15 protein-coding genes are annotated in these 20615 nt (G+C 44.1%); 9 read left to right on the forward strand and 6 right to left on the reverse strand.

The features are described 5' to 3' along the window. The first annotated feature begins 41 nt into the window (after positions 1-41). Positions 42-1412 carry a Gfo/Idh/MocA family protein gene (locus GXP67_RS36000; protein ID WP_162447611.1) on the forward strand — a complete coding sequence of 457 codons (1371 nt, stop codon included), beginning with the start codon at positions 42-44 and terminating at the stop codon, positions 1410-1412. A 78-nt stretch (positions 1413-1490) separates the two neighbouring features. Then, complete coding sequence (locus GXP67_RS36005; RefSeq protein WP_162447612.1) at positions 1491-2531, forward strand: aldo/keto reductase; 1041 nt, start codon at positions 1491-1493, stop codon at positions 2529-2531. 197 nt (positions 2532-2728) lie between these two features. Here the strand turns inward: GXP67_RS36005 and GXP67_RS36010 are convergent, their stop codons facing one another. From GXP67_RS36010 to GXP67_RS36035, 6 genes are all read right to left on the reverse strand, one after another. Beyond that, on the reverse strand, positions 2729-3343 hold the full coding sequence (locus GXP67_RS36010; RefSeq protein WP_197901616.1) for a hypothetical protein: 615 nt from the start codon (positions 3341-3343) through the stop codon (positions 2729-2731). Between the two features lie 184 nt (positions 3344-3527). Next, positions 3528-5282, reverse strand: a complete 1755-nt coding sequence (locus tag GXP67_RS36015) for an SMP-30/gluconolactonase/LRE family protein (RefSeq protein ID WP_162447613.1) — start codon at positions 5280-5282, stop codon at positions 3528-3530. 92 nt (positions 5283-5374) lie between these two features. After that, positions 5375-6886, reverse strand: a complete 1512-nt coding sequence (locus GXP67_RS36020; protein ID WP_162447614.1) for a c-type cytochrome domain-containing protein — start codon at positions 6884-6886, stop codon at positions 5375-5377. After that, positions 6879-8261 (reverse strand): DUF1552 domain-containing protein, encoded by a 1383-nt coding sequence (locus tag GXP67_RS36025; protein ID WP_162447615.1) that lies wholly within the window; start codon positions 8259-8261, stop codon positions 6879-6881. Before GXP67_RS36025 ends, GXP67_RS36020 begins: the two co-directional genes overlap by 8 nt. 156 nt (positions 8262-8417) lie before the next feature. Further along, the gene (locus tag GXP67_RS36030; protein WP_162447616.1) at positions 8418-10391 is read right to left on the reverse strand and encodes a DUF1592 domain-containing protein; all 1974 of its coding nucleotides are present in this window, start codon (positions 10389-10391) and stop codon (positions 8418-8420) included. 480 nt (positions 10392-10871) lie between these two features. Then, positions 10872-11747: an AraC family transcriptional regulator gene (locus GXP67_RS36035; RefSeq protein WP_162447617.1), complete on the reverse strand. Its 876-nt coding sequence runs from the start codon at positions 11745-11747 to the stop codon at positions 10872-10874. A gap of 206 nt (positions 11748-11953) precedes the next feature. Here GXP67_RS36035 and GXP67_RS36040 point away from each other — a divergent pair, with 206 nt between their 5' ends. From GXP67_RS36040 to GXP67_RS36070, 7 genes are all read left to right on the forward strand, one after another. Further along, complete coding sequence (locus tag GXP67_RS36040) at positions 11954-12970, forward strand: zinc-binding alcohol dehydrogenase family protein (protein ID WP_162447618.1); 1017 nt, start codon at positions 11954-11956, stop codon at positions 12968-12970. A 77-nt stretch (positions 12971-13047) separates the two neighbouring features. Continuing rightward, on the forward strand, positions 13048-15507 hold the full coding sequence (locus GXP67_RS36045; protein ID WP_162447619.1) for a glycoside hydrolase family 95 protein: 2460 nt from the start codon (positions 13048-13050) through the stop codon (positions 15505-15507). Between the two features lie 77 nt (positions 15508-15584). After that, entirely contained in the window at positions 15585-16094 is a 510-nt protein-coding gene (locus tag GXP67_RS36050) for a VOC family protein (RefSeq protein WP_162447620.1), read from the forward strand. Positions 16095-16158: 64 nt separating this feature from the next. Beyond that, positions 16159-17319: an esterase gene (locus tag GXP67_RS36055; protein WP_232064807.1), complete on the forward strand. Its 1161-nt coding sequence runs from the start codon at positions 16159-16161 to the stop codon at positions 17317-17319. A gap of 17 nt (positions 17320-17336) precedes the next feature. Further along, entirely contained in the window at positions 17337-18275 is a 939-nt protein-coding gene (locus tag GXP67_RS36060; RefSeq protein WP_162447622.1) for a ThuA domain-containing protein, read from the forward strand. 39 nt (positions 18276-18314) lie between these two features. Next, positions 18315-19391 (forward strand): esterase, encoded by a 1077-nt coding sequence (locus GXP67_RS36065; protein WP_162447623.1) that lies wholly within the window; start codon positions 18315-18317, stop codon positions 19389-19391. Positions 19392-19461: 70 nt separating this feature from the next. Next, on the forward strand, positions 19462-20583 hold the full coding sequence (locus tag GXP67_RS36070; protein ID WP_162447624.1) for an alpha/beta hydrolase-fold protein: 1122 nt from the start codon (positions 19462-19464) through the stop codon (positions 20581-20583). The last annotated feature ends 32 nt before the right edge of the window (positions 20584-20615 follow it).

The raw sequence follows: 20615 nt of genomic DNA on the forward strand, positions 1-20615 counted from the left end.
ACTTACCTCTTGCAATACGACATACATAAGATGCTTAGCCTATGAAAAACACAAATAGAAGATCATTCCTTAAAAAAACAGCTACAGCCGCTTCTGCCATCTTTGTTGCTCCTACCATTATTCCTGCTTCAGCCTTAGGTAAAAATGGGCATGTAGCCCCTTCAGACAGGATCAATCTTGCCTTTATTGGAGCCGGGAATCAGGCGGAGAATGATGTGGGTAGCTTTTTAACCGATGACAGAGTACAAATCACGACTATTTGTGATGTCAATAAAGAAAGTACCGGCTATTGGGACGGAAAGGTAGGGGGCAGAGAGTATATCATGAGAAAAGTAGATACGTTCTACACTGAAAAATTTGGTAAGAAATATAAAGCTTGCAGAGGCTATGCAGATTTTCGTGAAGTCCTCAACTTAAAAGAGGTAGATGCAGTGGAAGTAGTAACCCCCGATCACTGGCACTCGATTCCTGTTTTGATGGCAGCTGCGGCAGGCAAGGATATCTATTGTCAGAAACCCCTTTCCCTTACAGTAGCTGAAGGAAGAGCGATGAGTAATGCCGCAAAAAAATATAACATCGTATTTCAAACAGGCAGCCAGCAACGATCAGATTCAAATTTTAGACGCATCTGTGAACTAACCCGCAATGGCAGGATAGGAGAGCTCAAAACGGTGGTATGTGGCCTGCCTGCAGGCACCCCTGACTTTGGAAAAACCGGACAGTTAACCCAGACTATACCCGTACCTAAAGACTTTGATTATGAAATGTGGCTGGGACCTGCCCCCTTTGCCCCTTACAGCCCTTCCCGGACTCATGTAAACTACAGATGGGTTTTGGACTACTCTGGTGGGATGGTAACGGATTGGGGAGGGCATCATCCGGATATTGCTCAGTGGGGAATGAATACAGATAATACCGGTCCTGTAAAAATCCGCAATGCCAAAGCTATCTGGTCTACTCATCCAATCTGGAATACAGCTACAGAGTTTTACTTTGAATGTATCTACAAGAATGGGGTGACATTAATCGTACAGAGCGGTAAAGACTTTGGAGTTACCTTTAAGGGAAGTGAAGGAGAAGTATGGGCCACTCGGGGCAGTCACAAGGTTTTTCCACCAAAATTAGCTGATACAATCATTAAGGAAGACGAAGATCAACTCTATAAGAGTGAAAATCACTACCGGAACTTTATCGATTGCGTGCTATCAAGAAAAGCTACTATTGCTCCGGCAGAAACAGGACATCGGTCCATTACCATTTCACATCTTGGAAATATTGCGATGATGCTGGAGCAGGATCTGGATTGGGATCCTGAACAGGAACGTTTTATTAATAACTTTGCAGCTAATCAGTTGCTCTCACGACAGATGAGAGAACCTTGGGGAGCCATTTATAACAGATATCTTGTGTAAAAGCTACGGATGGCAATAAATATTCTTCTATTCTAATCCATAAAAGATTCTTACTAAAGAACTAAAACTAATTATTAAATGGAATACAGACAATTAGGCTCTTGCGGACTGCAGGTGCCAGTGCTGAGTTTTGGCACAGCCACTTTTGGAGGAGGTAACGACTTTTTTAAAGCCTGGGCAAGCACTCAGCAAGAGGAAGCAAACCGTATGGTCAATCTTTGTCTGGAGGCAGGCGTAACTATGTTTGATACGGCAGATGTATATTCTACAGGCCTCTCCGAACAGATATTAGGTAAAGCCTTACAAGGAAAGCGGAATCAAGTGCTTGTTTCCACAAAAGCTACTTTTCCTTTTGGGCAGGGTCCTAACAACCAGGGCTCTTCCCGTTTCCATATAACCAAACAAGTAGAGGGTAGCCTCAAACGCTTGCAGACCGATTATATAGATCTTTATTATATGCATGGCTTTGATGGAAATACAGCGGTAGAGGAAACCTTACGTAGCTTGGATGATTTGGTGCAAAGCGGAAAAGTACGCTATATAGCTGCCTCCAACTTTTCAGGGTGGCATCTGATGAAATCGTTAGCTATTTCAGAAAAGTATGGGTGGAGCCCATATGTAGCGCATCAGGTCTATTATTCCCTGGCCAATAGAGAATATGAATGGGAACTGATGCCACTTGGTTTGGATCAAAAAGTAGGAGGTATTATCTGGTCTCCCCTTTCAGCAGGCCGGTTAACTGGCAAGTACCGCCGCAATCAAGCTTTGCCTCCTGATAGCCGGGTAGCACAAGGCGGGAGTCCGGTTCCTGAAGCCGTAGTCAATCAGGAAGTATTTTACAATACCATTGATGCCCTGGATGAAGTGGCTGCTCAAGCAGGAAAAACTGTGGCTCAGGTAGCCCTTAACTGGCTATTGCAACGTCCAACGGTTAGTAGCATTATTATCGGGGCCCGTAATGAAGAGCAGTTAAAGCAAAATATAGAAGCAGTAGGCTGGAAACTTACTGTGGAGCAGGTAAAGAAATTAGATGCTGCAAGTGAAATGCCGGCTATCTACCCCTATTGGCATCAGAGGCAAAATACGACACTTAATCCCCTGCCTGACTTTTACAAATAAGTTCAAAGAGGCAAGCTGCAAAGCATCAATTGTTTTTCTCTTTTGGTATAGGCATTTCGGTTTTATAGTAGGAATTAGTTAAGTTAATTCCTTTGGTTTTACTTATAGTGTGTCTGATCACATCAGTCCTAATATAGCTATCCTACAATCGCTCTTCACTTGGAGTTCACTTTTACTGGGGAACGTCTATCTGGCTATTAATCTGGTAGATTAGGAACCAGCCTTGGATCATATGTTGAACCAGCGGCTACTTGCACCATGGTGATGCGAACTTTGGTTGGAAAGAACTTCTCTGCATCAGACCGTTTGTGTGCATGCCCCTGTCCACCACTATTATCTTTGATAACCAGGTCCATTTGCTTAATTCCCTCTGACCAGATGATAGCTTCGTTTTCCCAGAAAGAGGTCATGGCAATATCTTTTTCATATACTCCCTTCTCCGAATACAGACCTGTGCTTGTGCAGCCATACCCATTGCCCTGCCCCTTGTTAGGAATATAGCACAGGCTCCAGGTAGCATGTTCACCTCCGGCTGGTTTCTCCAATACTTCCAGGCGGATATGTACTGTACCATTCCGGTAATCTACTGGTGAGGTCCAGTCTTTGGGACGCTGGGGATTCAACTTATTGCCAGTTACATAATAATGCGACTTACTTGGCTTGGAATTGTCTGCCTCTTCTTTGGTATAGGTAAATTCAACATCGAAAAGTACAAACTGCTTACTGTGGGAGATATTTTTAGTGGCTTTACCAGCTTGTGCCAGTACCAAAGTTGGACTGAAAAAGAAAAGGAACAGTATATATATTTTCATAAGAAGTGAGATAATGTCAGGTGGTAAGCAATGTTTACTATTTTGTTGGGGTTATTCCTTATTTAAATACGCTACGATGCACGCTTATATTTTTCTTTATGGCATGTTAATAAAGTGTGAATTGGATAGATTTCTATTGAAAAATCAGTAAATAATGAATCATTTGCACGGCTGGTTTTCGCTATTATAGGCTGGGCTTTGCTGGTTTAAAGGGAGCTTCAAAAGTATTTACTCCCCGAACATTTAACTTCCGGCGGTAAACTTTATTTCCGGCAGTAACATACAAAGTATTAAAATCAGGACCTCCAAAACAAATATCAGAAGCATTTCCACCTGGAACTGGTAATATAGCCTGAGTCTTGCCGATCTGGTCGAGTACTTGTATGCCCATTTTAGTAGTTACATAAACCCGGCCTTTATAATCGCATTTCAGGCCATTTGCTCCGGAGACATACTCATCGTACTCATTGGTATGCAGCCAGCCATACTTTTGCTTATAAGCAAGTTTACCGTCTGGTTGTATCTGATAAATCCAGACGACATGTGAAGTGGATTCGGTCACGTATAATTGCTGCTGGTCAGGAGTAAGGGTAATACCACCTGCATATTTTACGCCTTCATCTACAAGTATCTTTTCTCCATCAGGCTTTATCAAATATATTTTGCCAGAGGTATCTTTTTCATCAGCCGACGTAACATACATATTTCCATTATGTGCTACCACCAGATCCTTACCTGCTATCAGGCGGGCTACTACTGTTTCTTTTCCTTGTGAATCGTAGCTAAGAATTTTCCGGGTAATGGCTGACATTATATAGCGTTTCCCATCTTTCCCAAAAGCTGTACCACGGGCTTTCTTTGCCGGAGATGTAAAAGAACCTACGATTCCATTCTTATCTACTTTATAGGTTCTGTTGGTAAGAATATCCTGAAAAAAAACTTCTCCTGCCGCATTGGCTATAATTCCATCTGTAGAGCTATACCCCTCCCCTACTAATTCCCATTCTTCACCAGGAATTAATATATCTTTTAAGGCCGCATTAGCCGTTGTTCCTTTTTTTACAGGTTTTGGCCAGTCCTTCCACAGATACCGCATTGCATCAGGAAAAATAGCCCTCCCATGCTGATTATTATGTGCGCCTTCTCCCCAGATATGATTTACCTCATAGCCGGCAAAGGTTAAAGCCCTTTCCATGGTTTCATTGGCTTTCCACCAGTCACCGGCATACACATGTAAATCGTTGGTACCATCCTGCAAAAATATCCGTAAAGGTTTGGGCTCTACTTTCCGTATCAGGGTATGATATTGATCTGCGCCCCGAAGACCCACGAATGTACCCACTACACTAAATACCCGGGAGAATTCCCCCGGCCATTCCCAGGCGGCAGTAAAGGCGGCGACTGCTCCGGTACTTGATCCGCCAATAGCCCGGTCATTTCCATTTTTAGAGAGTATGATTGAGCGGCCATCTGCCGTCTTCTGCTGTTCTACATGGGGTAAAATTTCTTCCAGAATAAAGCGTGCGTAGCTATCTCCTAATGCATCAAACTCATAACTGCGGTTAAACCGGTCCAGGGCAGCATCTGGATTGGCTGCAAGTACTCTGCCAGGGGTTACAAACACCCCAATAGTAACTGGCATTTCCTTTTGGTGAATTAAATTATCGAACACCGTGGGGGCATTCCATTGTAAGCCATCCTGGTTTACATATACACAGGCTGGTTTCTTTCCATCGTATTGTTCCGGAACATAAACCCAGTATTCCCGCCAGGTACCCGGAAAAATGGCAGAGTTTTCAAAAATTAATTTGAGTACTTCCCCTTTGGGCACACCTGCCTGCTCAACAGAAGCCGGGTCCTGAGGATAGGTTTCTGTATTATTCTGGGCAACTGCTAATACGTGGGAGAAGAGGAAAAGAACCAAAATTAATTTTTTCATTGTCGGTGCAATACAGGTTTAGTTTTTTGGCCACTAATACGTAAGCGTCTTTATTGATCAAGCTTTTAATGCTATTTACCAGCTTGCCACTGTTAAAAGAATTTCCCTCGTTCCAACCGGAGATCTAAATGGGGTTTGTTTTTACGGATGGCTTCCACCACCTCTTTAGATACCTGGGTTTCATACAAGAATAACTCTTCCAAGTTCGGCAATTGCAGGATATGTAACAATTGCCCGTCATTAATCTTGGTTTTGGAAAGATCCAGTAAGCGCAGGTTTTTCAGGGAAGAAAGATGAACGAGGCCGATGCCTTCTATCTGAGTTTGTTGCAGGTATAGTTCACGCAAAGAACTCATTTGACTTACATGGTACAAGGCATCATCGGTAATATCGCTTCCCATAAAAGAAGCTTTTGTGATACTGGGAAACAGTGGCTGCACTGCCAGTAAATCTTCGTCTTTAAAGCTTACCAGCGGAAATGGCATGGAGAGATTAATACCTTTCTCCTCGTAAGAATCCAATTGCAATACTAGATTATCTTTGGCTGGCAGTTCTTTCAACAATTTCTCCAGGCTTTGTTGTTGCAGGAAACTAGTCCGTTGCTGTGTTTCCAGTTCTTTTAGGTAACTCACTACCATAGGCTTTATTTGAACCTCGGAAGCCATTTCCTGTACCCGTAATGTGGTGTCTGCGCCGTGATCTATCCACCAGGCGATCAGGTCTACCTCTTGTTTTGTCAGCGAAGGTTTGCCCTTTGGAGGCATACGGTCATCATCGTCTACGGGCAGAAGCACCCGCTTATGCATCTCGCTTTTTTCCGCCGAACCAGGCACTAATGTCGGATGCTCCCCTTTTCCTCCTTTGAGCAGGTAGGCATAGGAAGTCATGATCAGGTCGCCCTTTGATTTGTTTTCGTTATGGCAGCTCATGCATTTCTTATTTAACACAGGCACCACCAGATCATTAAATACCAGCATCTTCTCCACTGGTTTAGGCTCCCATACTGCCTGTGCTCCATAATTGAATTTGGGCGTATACTCGGTAAGATATTCGCTCCCATGGGTTAATGATCCTCCTTGATGGCTTGTATACAGGAGTATTCCATTGGCTACTGCTAATAAAGTAAGGTAACTGTTATAGTAGACTTGAGTACGGTATTGCTGAAAGTTTAAAAAGAGAAAAAAAGCCACTGCCATGGCCGAAGTAAGTAATACTCCTCCCCACAGGTGTCCCTGCATAACCGCACCAGTATACTCACCAGTATAGTACAACAAAAACCCCATTGCCAGCGAGACGACACAACCAAGCAGCGCAAGAGCCAGCAATACCCGAATAGTAGTGACTGAGGTTCGCAGGACTTTAATTCGCCTGCCTAGTTCAAACAGCAATGCCAGTAGCACGAGTACTACCGGAAAATGCACTACCAATGGGTGGAAACGGCCTATCCAATATACAAAGTCAGGCACTCTGCCTTCAGCCGGTTTCCAGAGGGGAAGAAATAGTACTGCCACAGCCAGAGGCAAGAGAAGGAACCTATAAGGAATATCTATTTTCCGGATTGAAACAGGCCGGATTAGTAACTTCTGTATTAAACTACTACGCATACATATCACTCAATTCTCCAGTACTATCGGCAAAGCTCGACAAGCGCATGTCTAGCACACGGGCCATAGAAAGATAAAGATTGGATAAAGGAGTTTCTTTTTTAAATTGAAGGTTCTGCCCAGTTTTCAGCCGCCCTCCTGCTTTGCCGGCTACAATAACGGGTATATTAACCGACGAATGAGAGTTACCATCCCGTAAGCCGGAAGTAAACATGATCATAGAGTTATCGAGCAGATTACCCTCGCCATCGGGAATAGATTTAAGTTTTTCGAGGAAATACGCATACTGGGCCACATAAAACTCGTTTATTCTGCGGTATTGCTCCATTTCGCCGGCATGGTTCTGGTGATGGGATATCTGGTGATGGCTACCCTGCACGCCTTTCAAAAATGAGAAGTTGCGGTTGCTGGCTGCATTACCAAACATAAAAGTAGTAACCCGGGTAGCATCGCTCCAGAAGGCAAGCGCTATAATGTCGAGCATCTGCCGCACCTTTTCGGTAATGTCTACCCCTACAAACTGTTCTTTGAACTCATCAATCCGTAAATTCAGGCCAACCAGTTCTTTCTTGATTTTAGGGGTTACCTGCTGATTAAAAGTTTTCAACTTCTCTTCGTTGTCAATACGTTTTTCCAGGGAGCGAATCGATTCCAGGTACTCTTCCAGCTTATCCTGGTCGGAGCGGCCCAGTTTACGTTGCAGCGCATGCGCATCGTCCTGCACCATGTCCAGTACACTCTGCTTCCAGGTTTCATCGCGCTTTTTAGAAACTGGCATAACGCCCCGGAACAAACGGTCAAAGGCCATGCGTGGATCGATCTCCCGGGTACAAGGCTGTGTCGGGGATTTCCAGGAGATGCTTGCAGCATATAAGCGTGTAAACCCGGTGGCTCCACAGACCCCTGAGTTGATCCGTTCCATACCATATTGAAGAGAATCATACAGCGTGTCTTGACCCTTTTGCTGAGCGATGAGCTGATCGAAAGAAATGCCCCCACTGTTAATATTTTCACCGGTAGTCTTCAAAATAGGTTTGCAGGTCATGATGTTGGCCGTCTTGCAAAAATGTCCCTCTGCGCCCGGAAAGATGGAGCCCTTATTCATCAGTTCATTTAGTACGAGAATATCTTGTTTCACCTTCTCCAAAGGCTTTAGCGTACTCGTTAACTCAAAGTCTTTACCAAACTTAGCTGGCGTCCAGTGATCTTTGTTCACGCCATTGGGCATATACAGGCATGCAAACCGTACCGGCTTTTTAGGCATATTATAAGCGCTCATTCCTGGAGGAACCATAGCCTGTAAAAACGGAAGGGCGATACTGGCCCCTATGCCTTTTAACATCCGTCTGCGGGAGATATGCCATGTGCTACTCATACTAGTTATAAAGATTTATAAGGTTATCTGTTTGTTTCTATTTTTTTTACCTGATCACTTTACTTACCCTTTCCGGTTAAACTATTCTTTAACGTAAACCAGGCTTCTCGTATCGGTTCATTGATGTATATATCTTCAAATTTGTTTTCAATACGCTTATTTTCCTGCCACCTTAAACTTTTCTGTTTTGTCATTCACCTTATAGCGGAATGGCTCCAGGTTCACTAGTTCTATAATTAATTTCTCAGGATTGAACCGGTTTTGTTTGAGATTTTTTATCATTCGTTGCATATAAAGTTCGTCTGTGAAGCCTACATTACGGCCAATCGCATAGACGAACATTTTTTCGGACAAGGTGCGGGCAAACTCATCCTCCTTTGTTACTAGTATTTTCTTGAGTTGGGCAGGATTACTAAACACTTCTCCACTCGGTAAAGTATCCCAGGTTACTACGATTGGGCTGTCACCATAGCTGCTGCGCCAGCGGCCAATTGGGTCAAAATTTTCCAGCCCAAATCCAATGGGGTCCATTTTCTGATGGCAGCCTGCACAGGCAGGTTTAGAACGGTGCAGCACAAGCAGATCACGAATACTGGCATTTTTATCCGATGATGCCTCTTCTGGTAGTTCTCCGGCATCGGGAGGAGGTGGTGGAGCCGGGGTACCTAGTATTTCCTCCAGAACCCATTTCCCTCGCAATACCGGGCTAGTCCGGAGCGGTAACGAGGTAGAGGTGAGCACACTGCCCATCCCCAGGATGCCCCCCCGGTTCCGGTTTTGCATCGTTACCTTTCGCATCTGTGAACCATTTACACCTTCAATTCCATAATGCCTGGCTAGTTCCTCATTCAGGAAAGTGTAATCACTATCAATAAGATCAAGGAAATTGCCTCTTTCCGTGAGCACGTAGTAAAAATACTCTACCACTTCCTGATACATAGCATTTCGCAGAGAAGGAGTTAATTCCGGGAATCGCCCAGGATCTACCGGATTATTTTCCTGCAACTGGCTAATACCAAACCACTGGGTAGAGAAACTCTCTGCAAAACGTCTGGCTTTGGGGTCCTGCAGCATTCTCCTGACCTGCCGGTTTAAGACTGCCGGGTCGTGTAAATCCTGGCGGTAAGCGGCTTCGAATAGTTCCTTGTCGGGTAAGGTAGACCAAAGAAAATAAGACAACCGGGAGGCTAGTTCAAAGTTGCTTAGGGGATAGGGATGATCTACCGGCACAGGCTGTTCCTCTTCATAACGGTATAAAAAATTAGGTGACACAAGCACCGCTTTCAGTGTTTCTTTTATGGCTATGGAATAACGATCATCTGGATCACTACCCTCATACACTTTCCTAAAAAGAGTTAATAATTTCTGCTTTTCCTCGGGCGTCAGAAACCGGCGATAGGCCTGACTGGCAAAAGGCACGATTACCTCAGCCGCCTGTTTTATGGCTCCTTCTGAAGGATCTATTTTTGTAAAGAGGCCAGAAACCCAGTTGACAAACCGTTGCCAGATAGACTCGGTATAGGTTTGAGGAACGAGTTTGCGCCACAGTTCAGGCTTGGCGTTTACCTCATCCATAATTTCTTCCGCTGCTTCATAATACCGCTCCATTTTTAGCGGTGTCAGAAATAAGGTGCTGGCAAAATTATCGAAGCCGGCTCCGCCTGAGCCATCTGAGGGAAATTTAGCTTCAGCATCATACGATACGCCTACTAAATTAAAAATAGAATATTGATACTCACTATGGCTTAACCGCCGCATCACCACCCTTCCCGGATTATTGGCACTTAATGAAGAGTAGAGAATCTCATTAATGGTCTTCACAAGAGTATCCTGTTCCTGCTGGGTCATTCGTGGTTCTGTGCGGGGAGGCATTTCTCCACTCTGGATCTGCTTCACTACGTTCATCCATACCTTGCCGTCGTGCACCATCAGGGCTTTAGTGTCGTTGATGCCCATGAATATATTTTTGAGGCTAATGCCAGCGGACCTTTTCGTATCATGGTGGCAAGAAAAACAATGCTGTTCGAGAATGGGCTTTATCTTTGGTATCGGGTCCTGCTTGGGAACTTCGGCCAGAACCGATGAAGCTATCAGGATGATCAGGAAGAGGGTAGTAAAAATTCTACGCATAGCCTCAATAAAATAACTTTGAAATGAAAGTGCTCTTTCTTGCCTATAAGAGTTTTATAATATCAGCTCAGGAAAACCCATTTTATTGATAATCTTCCCAAAGGAAAGCACACAACGTATATTTTCTTTGTTAGCCTTACCAATTTTGATCTTCTAATATGTGACTATAGATCAAAGTAAAGTAAGCAAGAATACTTGTATTTATCCATTCTATTCTATAGATAGCTATATAAATGCGATATTTAAGCCTGTTTATTCGATACTTCCATTTTAATATTATATATAATTTATTGTATTAAAACTATATGTATGCCATTGCTTTGAGCAAAATAATGCAACAGAGTCAGGACTTAGAGAGCTGGTTTCAGCTTTCTAAGGATTCAGTACTGACAAAATGATTGATGGATTAGAGAATCTGCCGCTTTCAATTTATTTGCTTTGTATAGAAAAGATATACATCTGTAATTACTGCTTTCCACACTAAGCATGTTTACTGGCATAAGCTTTCTGGTAATCCAGAGGACTTTTGCCGGTGATGGCCTTGAAGTTTTTATGAAAACAGGTGAAGTTATTAAATCCGCTTTCATAACAAAGTTGCTTTACACTCATTTGTTCATCCAATAGCAGTTTACACGCATAACCAATTCTAATCTCTGTTAAAAACTGTGAAAATGGTTTGCCTGCCCTCGATTTAAAATACCGGCAGAATGAACTGGGAACAAGCCCGGCTACGCAAGCAATTTCTTCTAAAGCAATCTTTTGCTTGAAATGCTTCAGGGTATACTCGTAAATAGCATTGATGCGCTCATTTTCTGCCGGCGAAAAATTAGATTGGAACCCTATGGAAGAAAGCACTTGTGCTTCTTGTGAACCAGCAATGGCCAGTAAACATTCCATCAGGTAAATAATGCGGTAAGATCCCTGTGAGTAGTATATTTTTTCTATGTGTTTTCCGACCAGAGGGTTAGCCTGGCTGGAAAGGAGAATTCCTCGTTTCGCCTTTTCTAATAAAGATTTTAATGACTTGTTTTCAGGTAGATTCATAAACCGGTCGCCCCAGAAAGTTTCTGTAAAATGAATCACTGTTGAGTAAGGTGTTTCCTGGCTGTAATCCTCAAAGTACCTATCATCATAACGCCAGTAATGAGGCAGGTTAGCCCCAACCAGCACAATATCTCCTGCACTAAACCGCTTAATATGATCGCCTACAAACTGGGTACCGCCTCCCTTATGAAACTGGATCAACTCTACTTCCGGATGGTAATGCCAATGGTTATTAATGTTAGGCAATTTATCCTGCCTGACACTAAAGGAATACACAGATCCGGTAGGAATCTTCAACAGCTGGGGTTTCATACACTATGATATTTATACACGAAAGTTAGATTATCTAAACAAAATGATGTTAAAATAGCTGAATATCTGGATAATTTTTCAGTATATCTTTCTATTGAAATAGTTTTTCTTTGTATAGTTCTAAATACTGCTGAAAACTTGTGAGTGGCTCCCGGTTACAAAGCCAAAGTCTATTCTGTTAGTAAGTTCATACCTAATTCTTAACCATGCAAACCCTTGTTTGTACTACGCCAGGTAGTTTTCAATACCGAAAAAGTGAAAAACCTGTTCTTAAACCGGGGAACGCAATTATTAAGATAGCCCGTATCGGGGTTTGTGGTACAGATTTGCATGCCTTTGAAGGAACGCAGCCTTACTTCAGCTATCCGCGCATTCTCGGTCATGAAATTGCCGGAGAACTAGTAGACGCAGACGGGGCAACTGGTTTTCAAATAGGTGAAACCGTAACGTTTATACCCTACCTCAACTGTGGACAGTGCATTGCCTGCCGTTCGGGTAAATCCAATTGCTGTGTAAACCTACAGGTAAGTGGGGTTCACATAGATGGCGGCATGGTAGAGTATCTTTCTATACCCTCCTACGCACTTGTACATGGTCAGGGCATGCCACTTGATGCTTTAGCGCTGGTAGAACCGCTGGCTGTTGGCGCACATGGAGTTCGCCGGGCTGCTATTGAGCCAGGCGAATTTGTACTGGTGGTGGGTGCAGGCCCGATTGGTTTAGGCACCATGGAATTTGCCCGGATAGCCGGAGGAAAAGTAATTGCACTTGACATAAATGAAGGGCGTCTCCAGTTCTGTAAAGAAAGACTGAAGGTAGATCACATTGTTAATGCATCTTCTCCGGATGTGCTTCAGCAATTAAAAGAAATTACCAATGGCGATATGCCCACCGTGGTCTTTGATGTAACGGGAAGTTTAAAAGCGATCAATCAGGGATTTCAATATATGGCACATGGGGGCAGGTATGTGTTAATCGGCTTGCAGAAAGGCGAAATATCTTTTTCTCACCCGGAGTTTCATAAACGGGAAGCCACCTTGATGAGTAGCCGTAATGCCACCAGGCAGGACTTTGCCCATGTGATAGCTGCTATGCAAAAGGGAGAGATCAATCCCACAACCTATATCACGCATAGGGTACCTTTTGATAAGGTAGCTGACGAATTTAAATCCTGGCTGAATCCGGCTAGTGGTGTAATTAAAGCTATGATTGAGATGCCCTAAAGAGGGCAATCTGTTAACTATAATAAACTACCATTTAAAAAGATATTCATGCCTAAACCTACTAATACCTTCAAATAATGAAGCATTTGATTTGTTTGTTTTTACTCTCGATTGCAACTTCAGGCTTTTCCCAGAATACCCCAGGCTTAAAACTTTGGTATGATACACCTTCTGGTACTACCTGGGAAAATGCTTTGCCTATTGGGAATGGCAGGCTGGGTGCTATGGTCTATGGAAATGTGGAAAAGGAAACCATTCAGCTCAATGAACACACCGTTTGGTCTGGCAGCCCTAATAGAAATGATAATCCGGACGCCTTGGCGGCATTGCCCCAGGCTCGGCAGTTGATTTTTGATGGCAAACAAAAAGAAGCTGAAGACCTGGCTAATAAAAGCATCCTTACCAAAAAATCGCATGGACAGCTATTTCAGCCGGTTGGCAGCCTTCACCTGACATTTAATGGACATGAAACCTATACCAATTACTTCCGGGAGCTGGATATTGAACGGGCGGTAGCTAAAACAACTTATACAGTAGGTGGAGTGACGTATACACGGGAGATATTAACGTCTTTTCCCGATCAGGTTGTTGCTATGCAACTAACGGCAAATAAACAGGGTAGTCTTTCGTTTTCTGCTTCATTCTCTACACCTCAGACGAACGCTCAAATTAAAGCTACTTCAAAAAACGAACTAACCATTTCTGGCACCACTTCTGACCATGAAGGAGTAAAAGGTATGGTAAAATTCAAAGGCATAGCCCGTATTAAAGTTGATGGAGGAAGCCTATCTTCCAATGACAGCACGATTCTAATAAAAGGTGCCAACACAGCAACTATTTATATTTCCATTGCCTCTAATTTTAATAATTACAAAGACATTAACGGCGATGAGCAGGCAAGAGCGGCTACCTATCTCGAAAAAGCCTATGGTAAATCTTATAAGGCTATTCTTAGTCCTCACATAGCTGCTTACCAGAAATACTTCAACCGCGTAACATTGGACCTCGGCACTACTGAAGCAGCTAAGCTTCCTACTGACCAGCGCTTGAAAAATTTCCGTACCGCAAACGATCCTCAGCTGGTTACTTTGTACTATCAGTATGGTCGGTATCTGCTCATTTCTTCTTCGCAACCCGGTGGACAGCCAGCCAATCTGCAAGGCATCTGGAACCATCGGATGAAACCACCCTGGGATAGTAAATACACCATCAACATCAACGCCCAGATGAATTACTGGCCGGCTGAAAAAACCAACCTTTCTGAACTGCATGAACCTTTTCTGCGAATGGTAAAAGAACTGTCGGAGGCTGGGCAGGAAACAGCCAGGGTGATGTATGGAACCAGAGGATGGATGGCCCATCACAACACCGATATCTGGCGCATTACTGGACCTATTGATGGCGCTCTCTGGGGAATGTGGGTAGCAGGTGGCGGCTGGACCAGTCAGCATTTGTGGGAACATTATTTGTATAATGGAGATAAAAAATTTCTGGCATCCGTTTATCCCATTTTAAAAGGGGCAGCCACGTTTTATGTAGATTATCTGGTAGAACATCCCAAATATAAGTGGCTGGTGGTTACTCCAGGCACTTCTCCTGAAAACGCCCCCAAAGCCCACGGCGAGTCTTCGCTGGATGCCGGTACAACTATGGACAATCAGATTGCTTTTGATGTCTTCAGTACAATGATCAGGGCGGCAGAAATTTTAAAACAAGATGCAGCATTTATAGATACATTGAAGCAAATGCTCAGCCAGCTACCGCCTATGCATATTGGTCAGTATGGCCAGTTGCAGGAATGGCTGGAAGATATTGATGATCCAAAAGACAATCACCGCCATATCTCGCATTTGTATGGTTTATTTCCCTCTAATCAGATCTCTGCCTACCGAACACCGGAATTGTTCAGTGCGGCTAAAACAACGCTGATTCACCGGGGCGATGTATCAACTGGCTGGAGTATGGGATGGAAAGTGAATTGGTGGGCCAGAATGCAGGATGGAAATCATGCCTATCAATTAATCCAAAATCAACTCACGCCCTTAGGAACGAATCCGGGCGGAGGAGGAACCTACAACAACCTGTTTGATGCACATCCACCTTTTCAGATTGATGGCAACTTTGGTTGTACATCCGGTATAACAGAAATGCTCATGCAAAGTGCCGATGGGGCCATTCATTTACTTCCTGCATTACCCGATGTCTGGCCTACAGGCAGCATTAGTGGAATACGGGCACAAGGTGGTTTTGAAGTGGTGACTATGCAATGGAACGGGGCAAAACTAACAAAGGTAGAAATCAAATCTACGCTTGGTGGAAACCTGCGCCTGCGGGTTCCAAATGCCTTACAACTAAGCAAAGGAGGAGCGTTGAAAAATGCCTCCGGACAAAATCCCAATCCGTTCTATTTCACCGAATCTACTCCGGCTCCTGTTATTTCCGACAAAGCCAATGTGACAGCTCTGAGATTGAAAGAAACCTTGCTTTATGATATCCCTACGCAACCTGGCAAAGTGTATACCCTGATAGCTCAGTAATTGAACAGAAGAAGGAATGCCATTTTTGAGAATTGAAAGAGGAAATTAAATTATATAATTCAAATTTGAATAAACTGATGATAAAAACCTCCCTGATCGTTTGTACCCTATTAATCAATTCCATTGCCTTTGCTCAATCGAACTTCAGCAGTAAACAAATTGGTATTGGCGTAGTGGTCTCGGATATAGACCGGTCCTTAGACTTTTATGTCAAGGGCATTGGCATGGTAAAAACCGGGAGTTTCACGATTAATGAAGATTTTGGCAAACGTTCAGGTCTTACCGACGGAACAGCAGTTTCGGTAACGGTATTAAAGCTGGAAAACAGTCCCGATGCCAATGAATGGAAGTTGATGAGCTTTGGAAAAAAAGCCAAGCATCCTACTCAGAAAACCATTGGGGATGATACCGGTATGCAGTATATTACCATTCAGGTAAAATCCCTGAAGCCCATCATCGAAAGATTAAAGCAACAGAAGGTAGCTTTCCTGGGAACTACACCCACCCCACTGAGCAAGGATACACACTTTTTATTGGTGCAAGATCCGGATGGAAATTTTGTGGAGCTGATCGGGCCCCTTGAATAGAATAATGAAACAAACATCTTTATACCCAGTGATCTGGCTGACCTGTTCCTAAATACATATGCTTATGCAAACACCTTTATTTATCCGCTTAGCAGCTTTCTTATTGCTTTTCCTGGCTAAGGCTTCGTTCGCGCAGCCACCCCGAGGTCCTTTGGTTGTATCGCCGCAGGTGAATGCCGACAAAACCGTTACCTTTCGCTATCTGGCTCCATCTGCACAGCAAGTTCTGCTCAATGGGGGGCAGTTTGGATCTTCGGCAGTGCCCATGGCCAAAGATACTTCCGGTATCTGGAGTGTAACCGTGGGTCCAGTTAAGCCGGATATTTATCCGTATAGTTTTCAGGTGAATGGCGTTACCGTAATGGACCCGGCCAATGTAGCGTTCTTCCCTAACGAACGGTTTAAAGCCAGTCTGGTGGATGTGCCGGGCGATACACCTCTGGTGCATGCCCTGAAAGATGTTCCGCATGGCACCGTTTCGTATGAATATTATCCTTCAGTTTCCGGCACCACCGGATCGCTGGTGATTTACACGCCGCCTGGATATACTAAAAACACTTCACAAAAATACCCGGTATTTTACCTCATCAGCGGCACAACCGATACGGAAGAAACCTATTTTAAAGTAGGCAAAACCAACTTCATTCTGGATAATCTGATTGCCGAAGGCAAAGCCAAACCCATGATCATTGTGATGCCTTATGGCAACATTGCCGCCAGGGTAGCCGAGCAAACCGGAAAACCCAAACCTGCCGACCCAGTGGTAAGGGACGATGCGGAAGCGGTGAGCCGGGCCAAAGCGTTTGAAACGGATTTGTTAACTAATGTAATCCCCTATGTAGAGAAAAATTACCGCACAATCAATAATCGTGATAACCGGGCTATTGGCGGCTTTTCCCGCGGTGGCGGACAAACCTTACGGGCCGCTTTTGGAAATATGGACAAGTTTGCCTGGGTATGCAGTTACAGTTCGTATTTGTCACCCCAGGAAATGGACCGCAACTTTCCGCAGATCGGTGCAAACTCAGCAAACACCAACAAGCAATTCAAACTGCTGTGGGTAAGTGTAGGCAGTGAAGATTTCCTATACAAAGGAACCCTTGAATTTATGGACTACCTGAAGGCAAAGAATGTGAATTTTAAAAGCCTGATCACGGATGGTGGGCATACGTGGATGAATGTTAAAAAGTACCTGGCCGAAACTGCTCCCTTGCTTTTTAAATAAAAAATCTGATCGGGCCTATGAAAACTAAATCAATTCTTGGCGCTTGTATAGTTATCGTTCTTTCGGGCTTTTATTCAAATTTCAGTTTTACCCAGCAAGCGAATCGTATCGATGTTTTAATTGTTGATGGATTTAGCAATCACGACTGGCAACAAACTACTGCAGTAACGAAGTGGATACTGGAAGGAAGCGGGCGTTTTAAAGTATATATTTCGACCATTCCTTCTGATAGCATTGCGCGGAAAGATTGGAGGCCTGAATTTAACAAATATGACGTAATCGTCCAGAATACCAACAATATACAAAATCAGCGTTTGCGATGGCCCAGACAGGCAGAACAGGAACTGGAAGCCTATGTAAAAAACGGAGGAGGGTTATATATTCTTCACTCGGCCAATAATGCATTTCCGCATTGGAAAGAGTACGATAAAATGATTGGGATGGGCTGGCGGCAAAAAAATGGAGGCTATGCATTGGAAATTGATGCAGACAAAAAAATCGTCCGTATTCCACCAGGAGAGGGGGAGGGCACCGGTCATGATGACAGATTTAATGCCGTCATTCAGATTCTCAACCGGCATCCGATCAATAAAAATTATCCTGACCAATGGCAAACAGCCAATACCGAAGTCTATTATTTTCCACGAGGTCCAGCCGAAAACATGACGGTATTATCCTTTGCCTATGATAGTACTGGTACCCGCAAAATGTGGCCAGTCGAATGGACAGTTAATTATGGGAAGGGACGCGTATACAATTCAAGTTTGGGTCACCTTTGGAAAGGCGAAGTTTATCCCCCAGCGTACCGGTGTATCGGGTATCAAACTACCGTAATCAGGGTTACGGAATGGCTGGCAACGGGTAAAGTAACGTATCCTGTACCTGCTGATTTTCCCACAAAAGATTCACAGAGCCTGAGAAGCGAACAGGAATTTATAAACTCAGGCAAACACTAAAATAAAGTACAGTTAATTTCAATCATTCATCTGAAACTAATGAAAACCTTCCTTCCTATACTAACTATTTTACTGTTTGTGAGCTTGATTTCAAAGGCACAACGGCCACCAGCCCTCAACTCGCCGGAAGTACATGCTGACAAGCGCATTACTTTCCGCTATTTTTCGAAGAAGGCCAGTAAAGTAACCCTGAGCGGTGAGTTTCTGAAAACTCCCGTATCGATGAGCAAAGATACGGCTGGCATCTGGAGCGTAACCGTGCCACCAGTTACCCCGGATATTTATCCCTACAGTTTCTGGGTAGATAGTGTGCAAACAGCCGACCCGAGTAATACCTATATTTTTGCGAACGAGCGATTTAAACGCAGCATAGTCGATATACCCGGAGATAAGCCACTTGTACATTCCCTGCAAAATGTGCCGCACGGAAAAATCAGCTACCACTATTACAAATCTGCTACGCTGGGCACTACCCGGCCTTTACTGGTATACACCCCGCCAGGATTCAATCCCAATGGTAAAACCAGATATCCGGTACTGTACCTGATTCATGGTGGTTCGGATACGGAAGAAACCTGGACAAAAGTAGGCCGGGCGAACCTGATTGCTGATAACCTCATCGCACAGGGCAAAGCCAAACCCATGATCATTGTGATGCCCTATGGCAACGTACGACCAAGCCCAATGCCTGATTTTACGAAAGATATGATCAGCGACATTATCCCCTTTGTGGAAGCTAATTATCCCGTATTAAAAGAAAGCAAAGGCCGGGCCATTGCCGGCTTTTCTGTAGGTGGCGGACAGACGCTCAATATTGGATTAACCAATCCAGATAAGTTTGCTTATATATGTTCCTATGCGCCATATACAGCTACGGATGAATTCAAAAAGAACTTTACCGATTGGTCGCCTAATATAGATCAGCTAAACAAACAACTAAAGCTATTTACGGTCAGCGTCGGTACGGAAGATTTCTTGTATGAGCCGGTAAAACAAAATATTGCGATGTTCAAAGAAAAGAAGCTGAAAGTGGAGCCGATTATTGTACCGGGTGGACATACCTGGATGAACTGCAAACAGTATTTAGCAAGCACCTTACAGGCCATATTCAAATAAATGAGACAGGCAATATTAATGAATCCACATCCCGTGAACCCTTATTTTTCTCACCGAAAACACTAAACCAATGATTTGTAAAACTTTAATAGCACTGTTTGCAGCCGCTTTATTCAGTGTAAACTGCCTGGCACAGGAAAGCCAGCCTTCTATAAAGGAAGATTTTAAACCATCTACCCTAAATCAGCCCGGGCAGGAATACCCGCAGGTAAATTCGCAGGGCTATGCCAGGTTCCGTATTCAGGCGCCCCTGGCCGATAGTGTCAGGGTAAGTCTGGGGCTGGGCGGACGAGGTGGCACTATCCTCACCAAAGGCGAAGACGGTTTTTGGACTGGTACTACCGAAGGCCCTATGGATGAAGGCTTTCATTACTACAACGTAAAGATTGACGGCGGTAAATTTAATGACCCCGGTGCATTGAACTTCTACGGTTCCGTCCGCTGGGAAAGTGGTATTGAGATTCCCGCGCACGATCAGGACTTTTATGCGTTAAAGGACGTTCCTCACGGCAAGGTGGAGCAGATTCTTTTTCCTTCCAAAAGTACTGGTACCTCCCGTCGGGCTTTTGTTTACACTCCTCCTAGCTACGAGAAGGACAAATCGAAAAAATATCCGGTGTTGTATCTACAGCATGGCTGGGGAGAGGATGAAACGGCCTGGAGTAACCAGGGACGTGCCAATCTGATTATGGACAACCTGATCGCTGAAGGTAAAATTAAGCCTTTTATTATTGTAATGACTTACGGCATGACCAACGAAGTAAAGTGGGGCAGAATACGGGATTTCAGTATTGATCCTTTCCAGACGGTACTCACCCAGGAACTAATTCCTTATGTGGATGCTAATTTCCGCACATTGGCCAACCGGGATAACCGGGCGATGGCCGGCTTGTCGATGGGTGGGATGGAAACCAGAATGATTACCCTCAACAAGCCGGACATTTTTGGGTACTATGGCCTTCTCAGTGGTGGCGTTTACGCTCCGGAAGACCTCAAAGACAAAGCAAAGCCGAAACTTGTATTCCTGAGCTGTGGCAGCAAAGAAAGGCCCGATGGCGTGAAGAAAGCAGCGGCCGACCTAAAAGCTGCCGGGTACAATTCGGTTTCATATATCTCCGAGAATACAGCCCACGAATTTCAGACCTGGCGCCGCAGTTTGCACCAACTGGCTCCCCTACTGTTTAAGAATTAATTGCACTATGTTATAGGAATGAATAATGAATA

Origin of the sequence: Rhodocytophaga rosea, from assembly GCF_010119975.1 — a bacterium.
Taxonomy (GTDB): domain Bacteria; phylum Bacteroidota; class Bacteroidia; order Cytophagales; family 172606-1; genus Rhodocytophaga; species Rhodocytophaga rosea.

What these genes read in the sequence shown, in the direction of transcription:
- GXP67_RS36060 (WP_162447622.1), top strand. Translation starts at nt 17,337, where the DNA reads ATGAAAACTAAATCAATTCTTGGCGCTTGTATAGTTATCGTTCTTTCG.
- GXP67_RS36065 (WP_162447623.1), top strand. Translation starts at nt 18,315, where the DNA reads ATGAAAACCTTCCTTCCTATACTAACTATTTTACTGTTTGTGAGCTTG.
- GXP67_RS36000 (WP_162447611.1), top strand. Translation starts at nt 42, where the DNA reads ATGAAAAACACAAATAGAAGATCATTCCTTAAAAAAACAGCTACAGCC.
- GXP67_RS36020 (WP_162447614.1), bottom strand. Translation starts at nt 6,886, where the DNA reads ATGCGTAGTAGTTTAATACAGAAGTTACTAATCCGGCCTGTTTCAATC.
- GXP67_RS36055 (WP_232064807.1), top strand. Translation starts at nt 16,159, where the DNA reads ATGCAAACACCTTTATTTATCCGCTTAGCAGCTTTCTTATTGCTTTTC.
- GXP67_RS36040 (WP_162447618.1), top strand. Translation starts at nt 11,954, where the DNA reads ATGCAAACCCTTGTTTGTACTACGCCAGGTAGTTTTCAATACCGAAAA.
- GXP67_RS36005 (WP_162447612.1), top strand. Translation starts at nt 1,491, where the DNA reads ATGGAATACAGACAATTAGGCTCTTGCGGACTGCAGGTGCCAGTGCTG.
- GXP67_RS36025 (WP_162447615.1), bottom strand. Translation starts at nt 8,261, where the DNA reads ATGAGTAGCACATGGCATATCTCCCGCAGACGGATGTTAAAAGGCATA.
- GXP67_RS36050 (WP_162447620.1), top strand. Translation starts at nt 15,585, where the DNA reads ATGATAAAAACCTCCCTGATCGTTTGTACCCTATTAATCAATTCCATT.
- GXP67_RS36010 (WP_197901616.1), bottom strand. Translation starts at nt 3,343, where the DNA reads ATGAAAATATATATACTGTTCCTTTTCTTTTTCAGTCCAACTTTGGTA.
- GXP67_RS36035 (WP_162447617.1), bottom strand. Translation starts at nt 11,747, where the DNA reads ATGAAACCCCAGCTGTTGAAGATTCCTACCGGATCTGTGTATTCCTTT.
- GXP67_RS36015 (WP_162447613.1), bottom strand. Translation starts at nt 5,282, where the DNA reads ATGAAAAAATTAATTTTGGTTCTTTTCCTCTTCTCCCACGTATTAGCA.
- GXP67_RS36045 (WP_162447619.1), top strand. Translation starts at nt 13,048, where the DNA reads ATGAAGCATTTGATTTGTTTGTTTTTACTCTCGATTGCAACTTCAGGC.
- GXP67_RS36070 (WP_162447624.1), top strand. Translation starts at nt 19,462, where the DNA reads ATGATTTGTAAAACTTTAATAGCACTGTTTGCAGCCGCTTTATTCAGT.
- GXP67_RS36030 (WP_162447616.1), bottom strand. Translation starts at nt 10,391, where the DNA reads ATGCGTAGAATTTTTACTACCCTCTTCCTGATCATCCTGATAGCTTCA.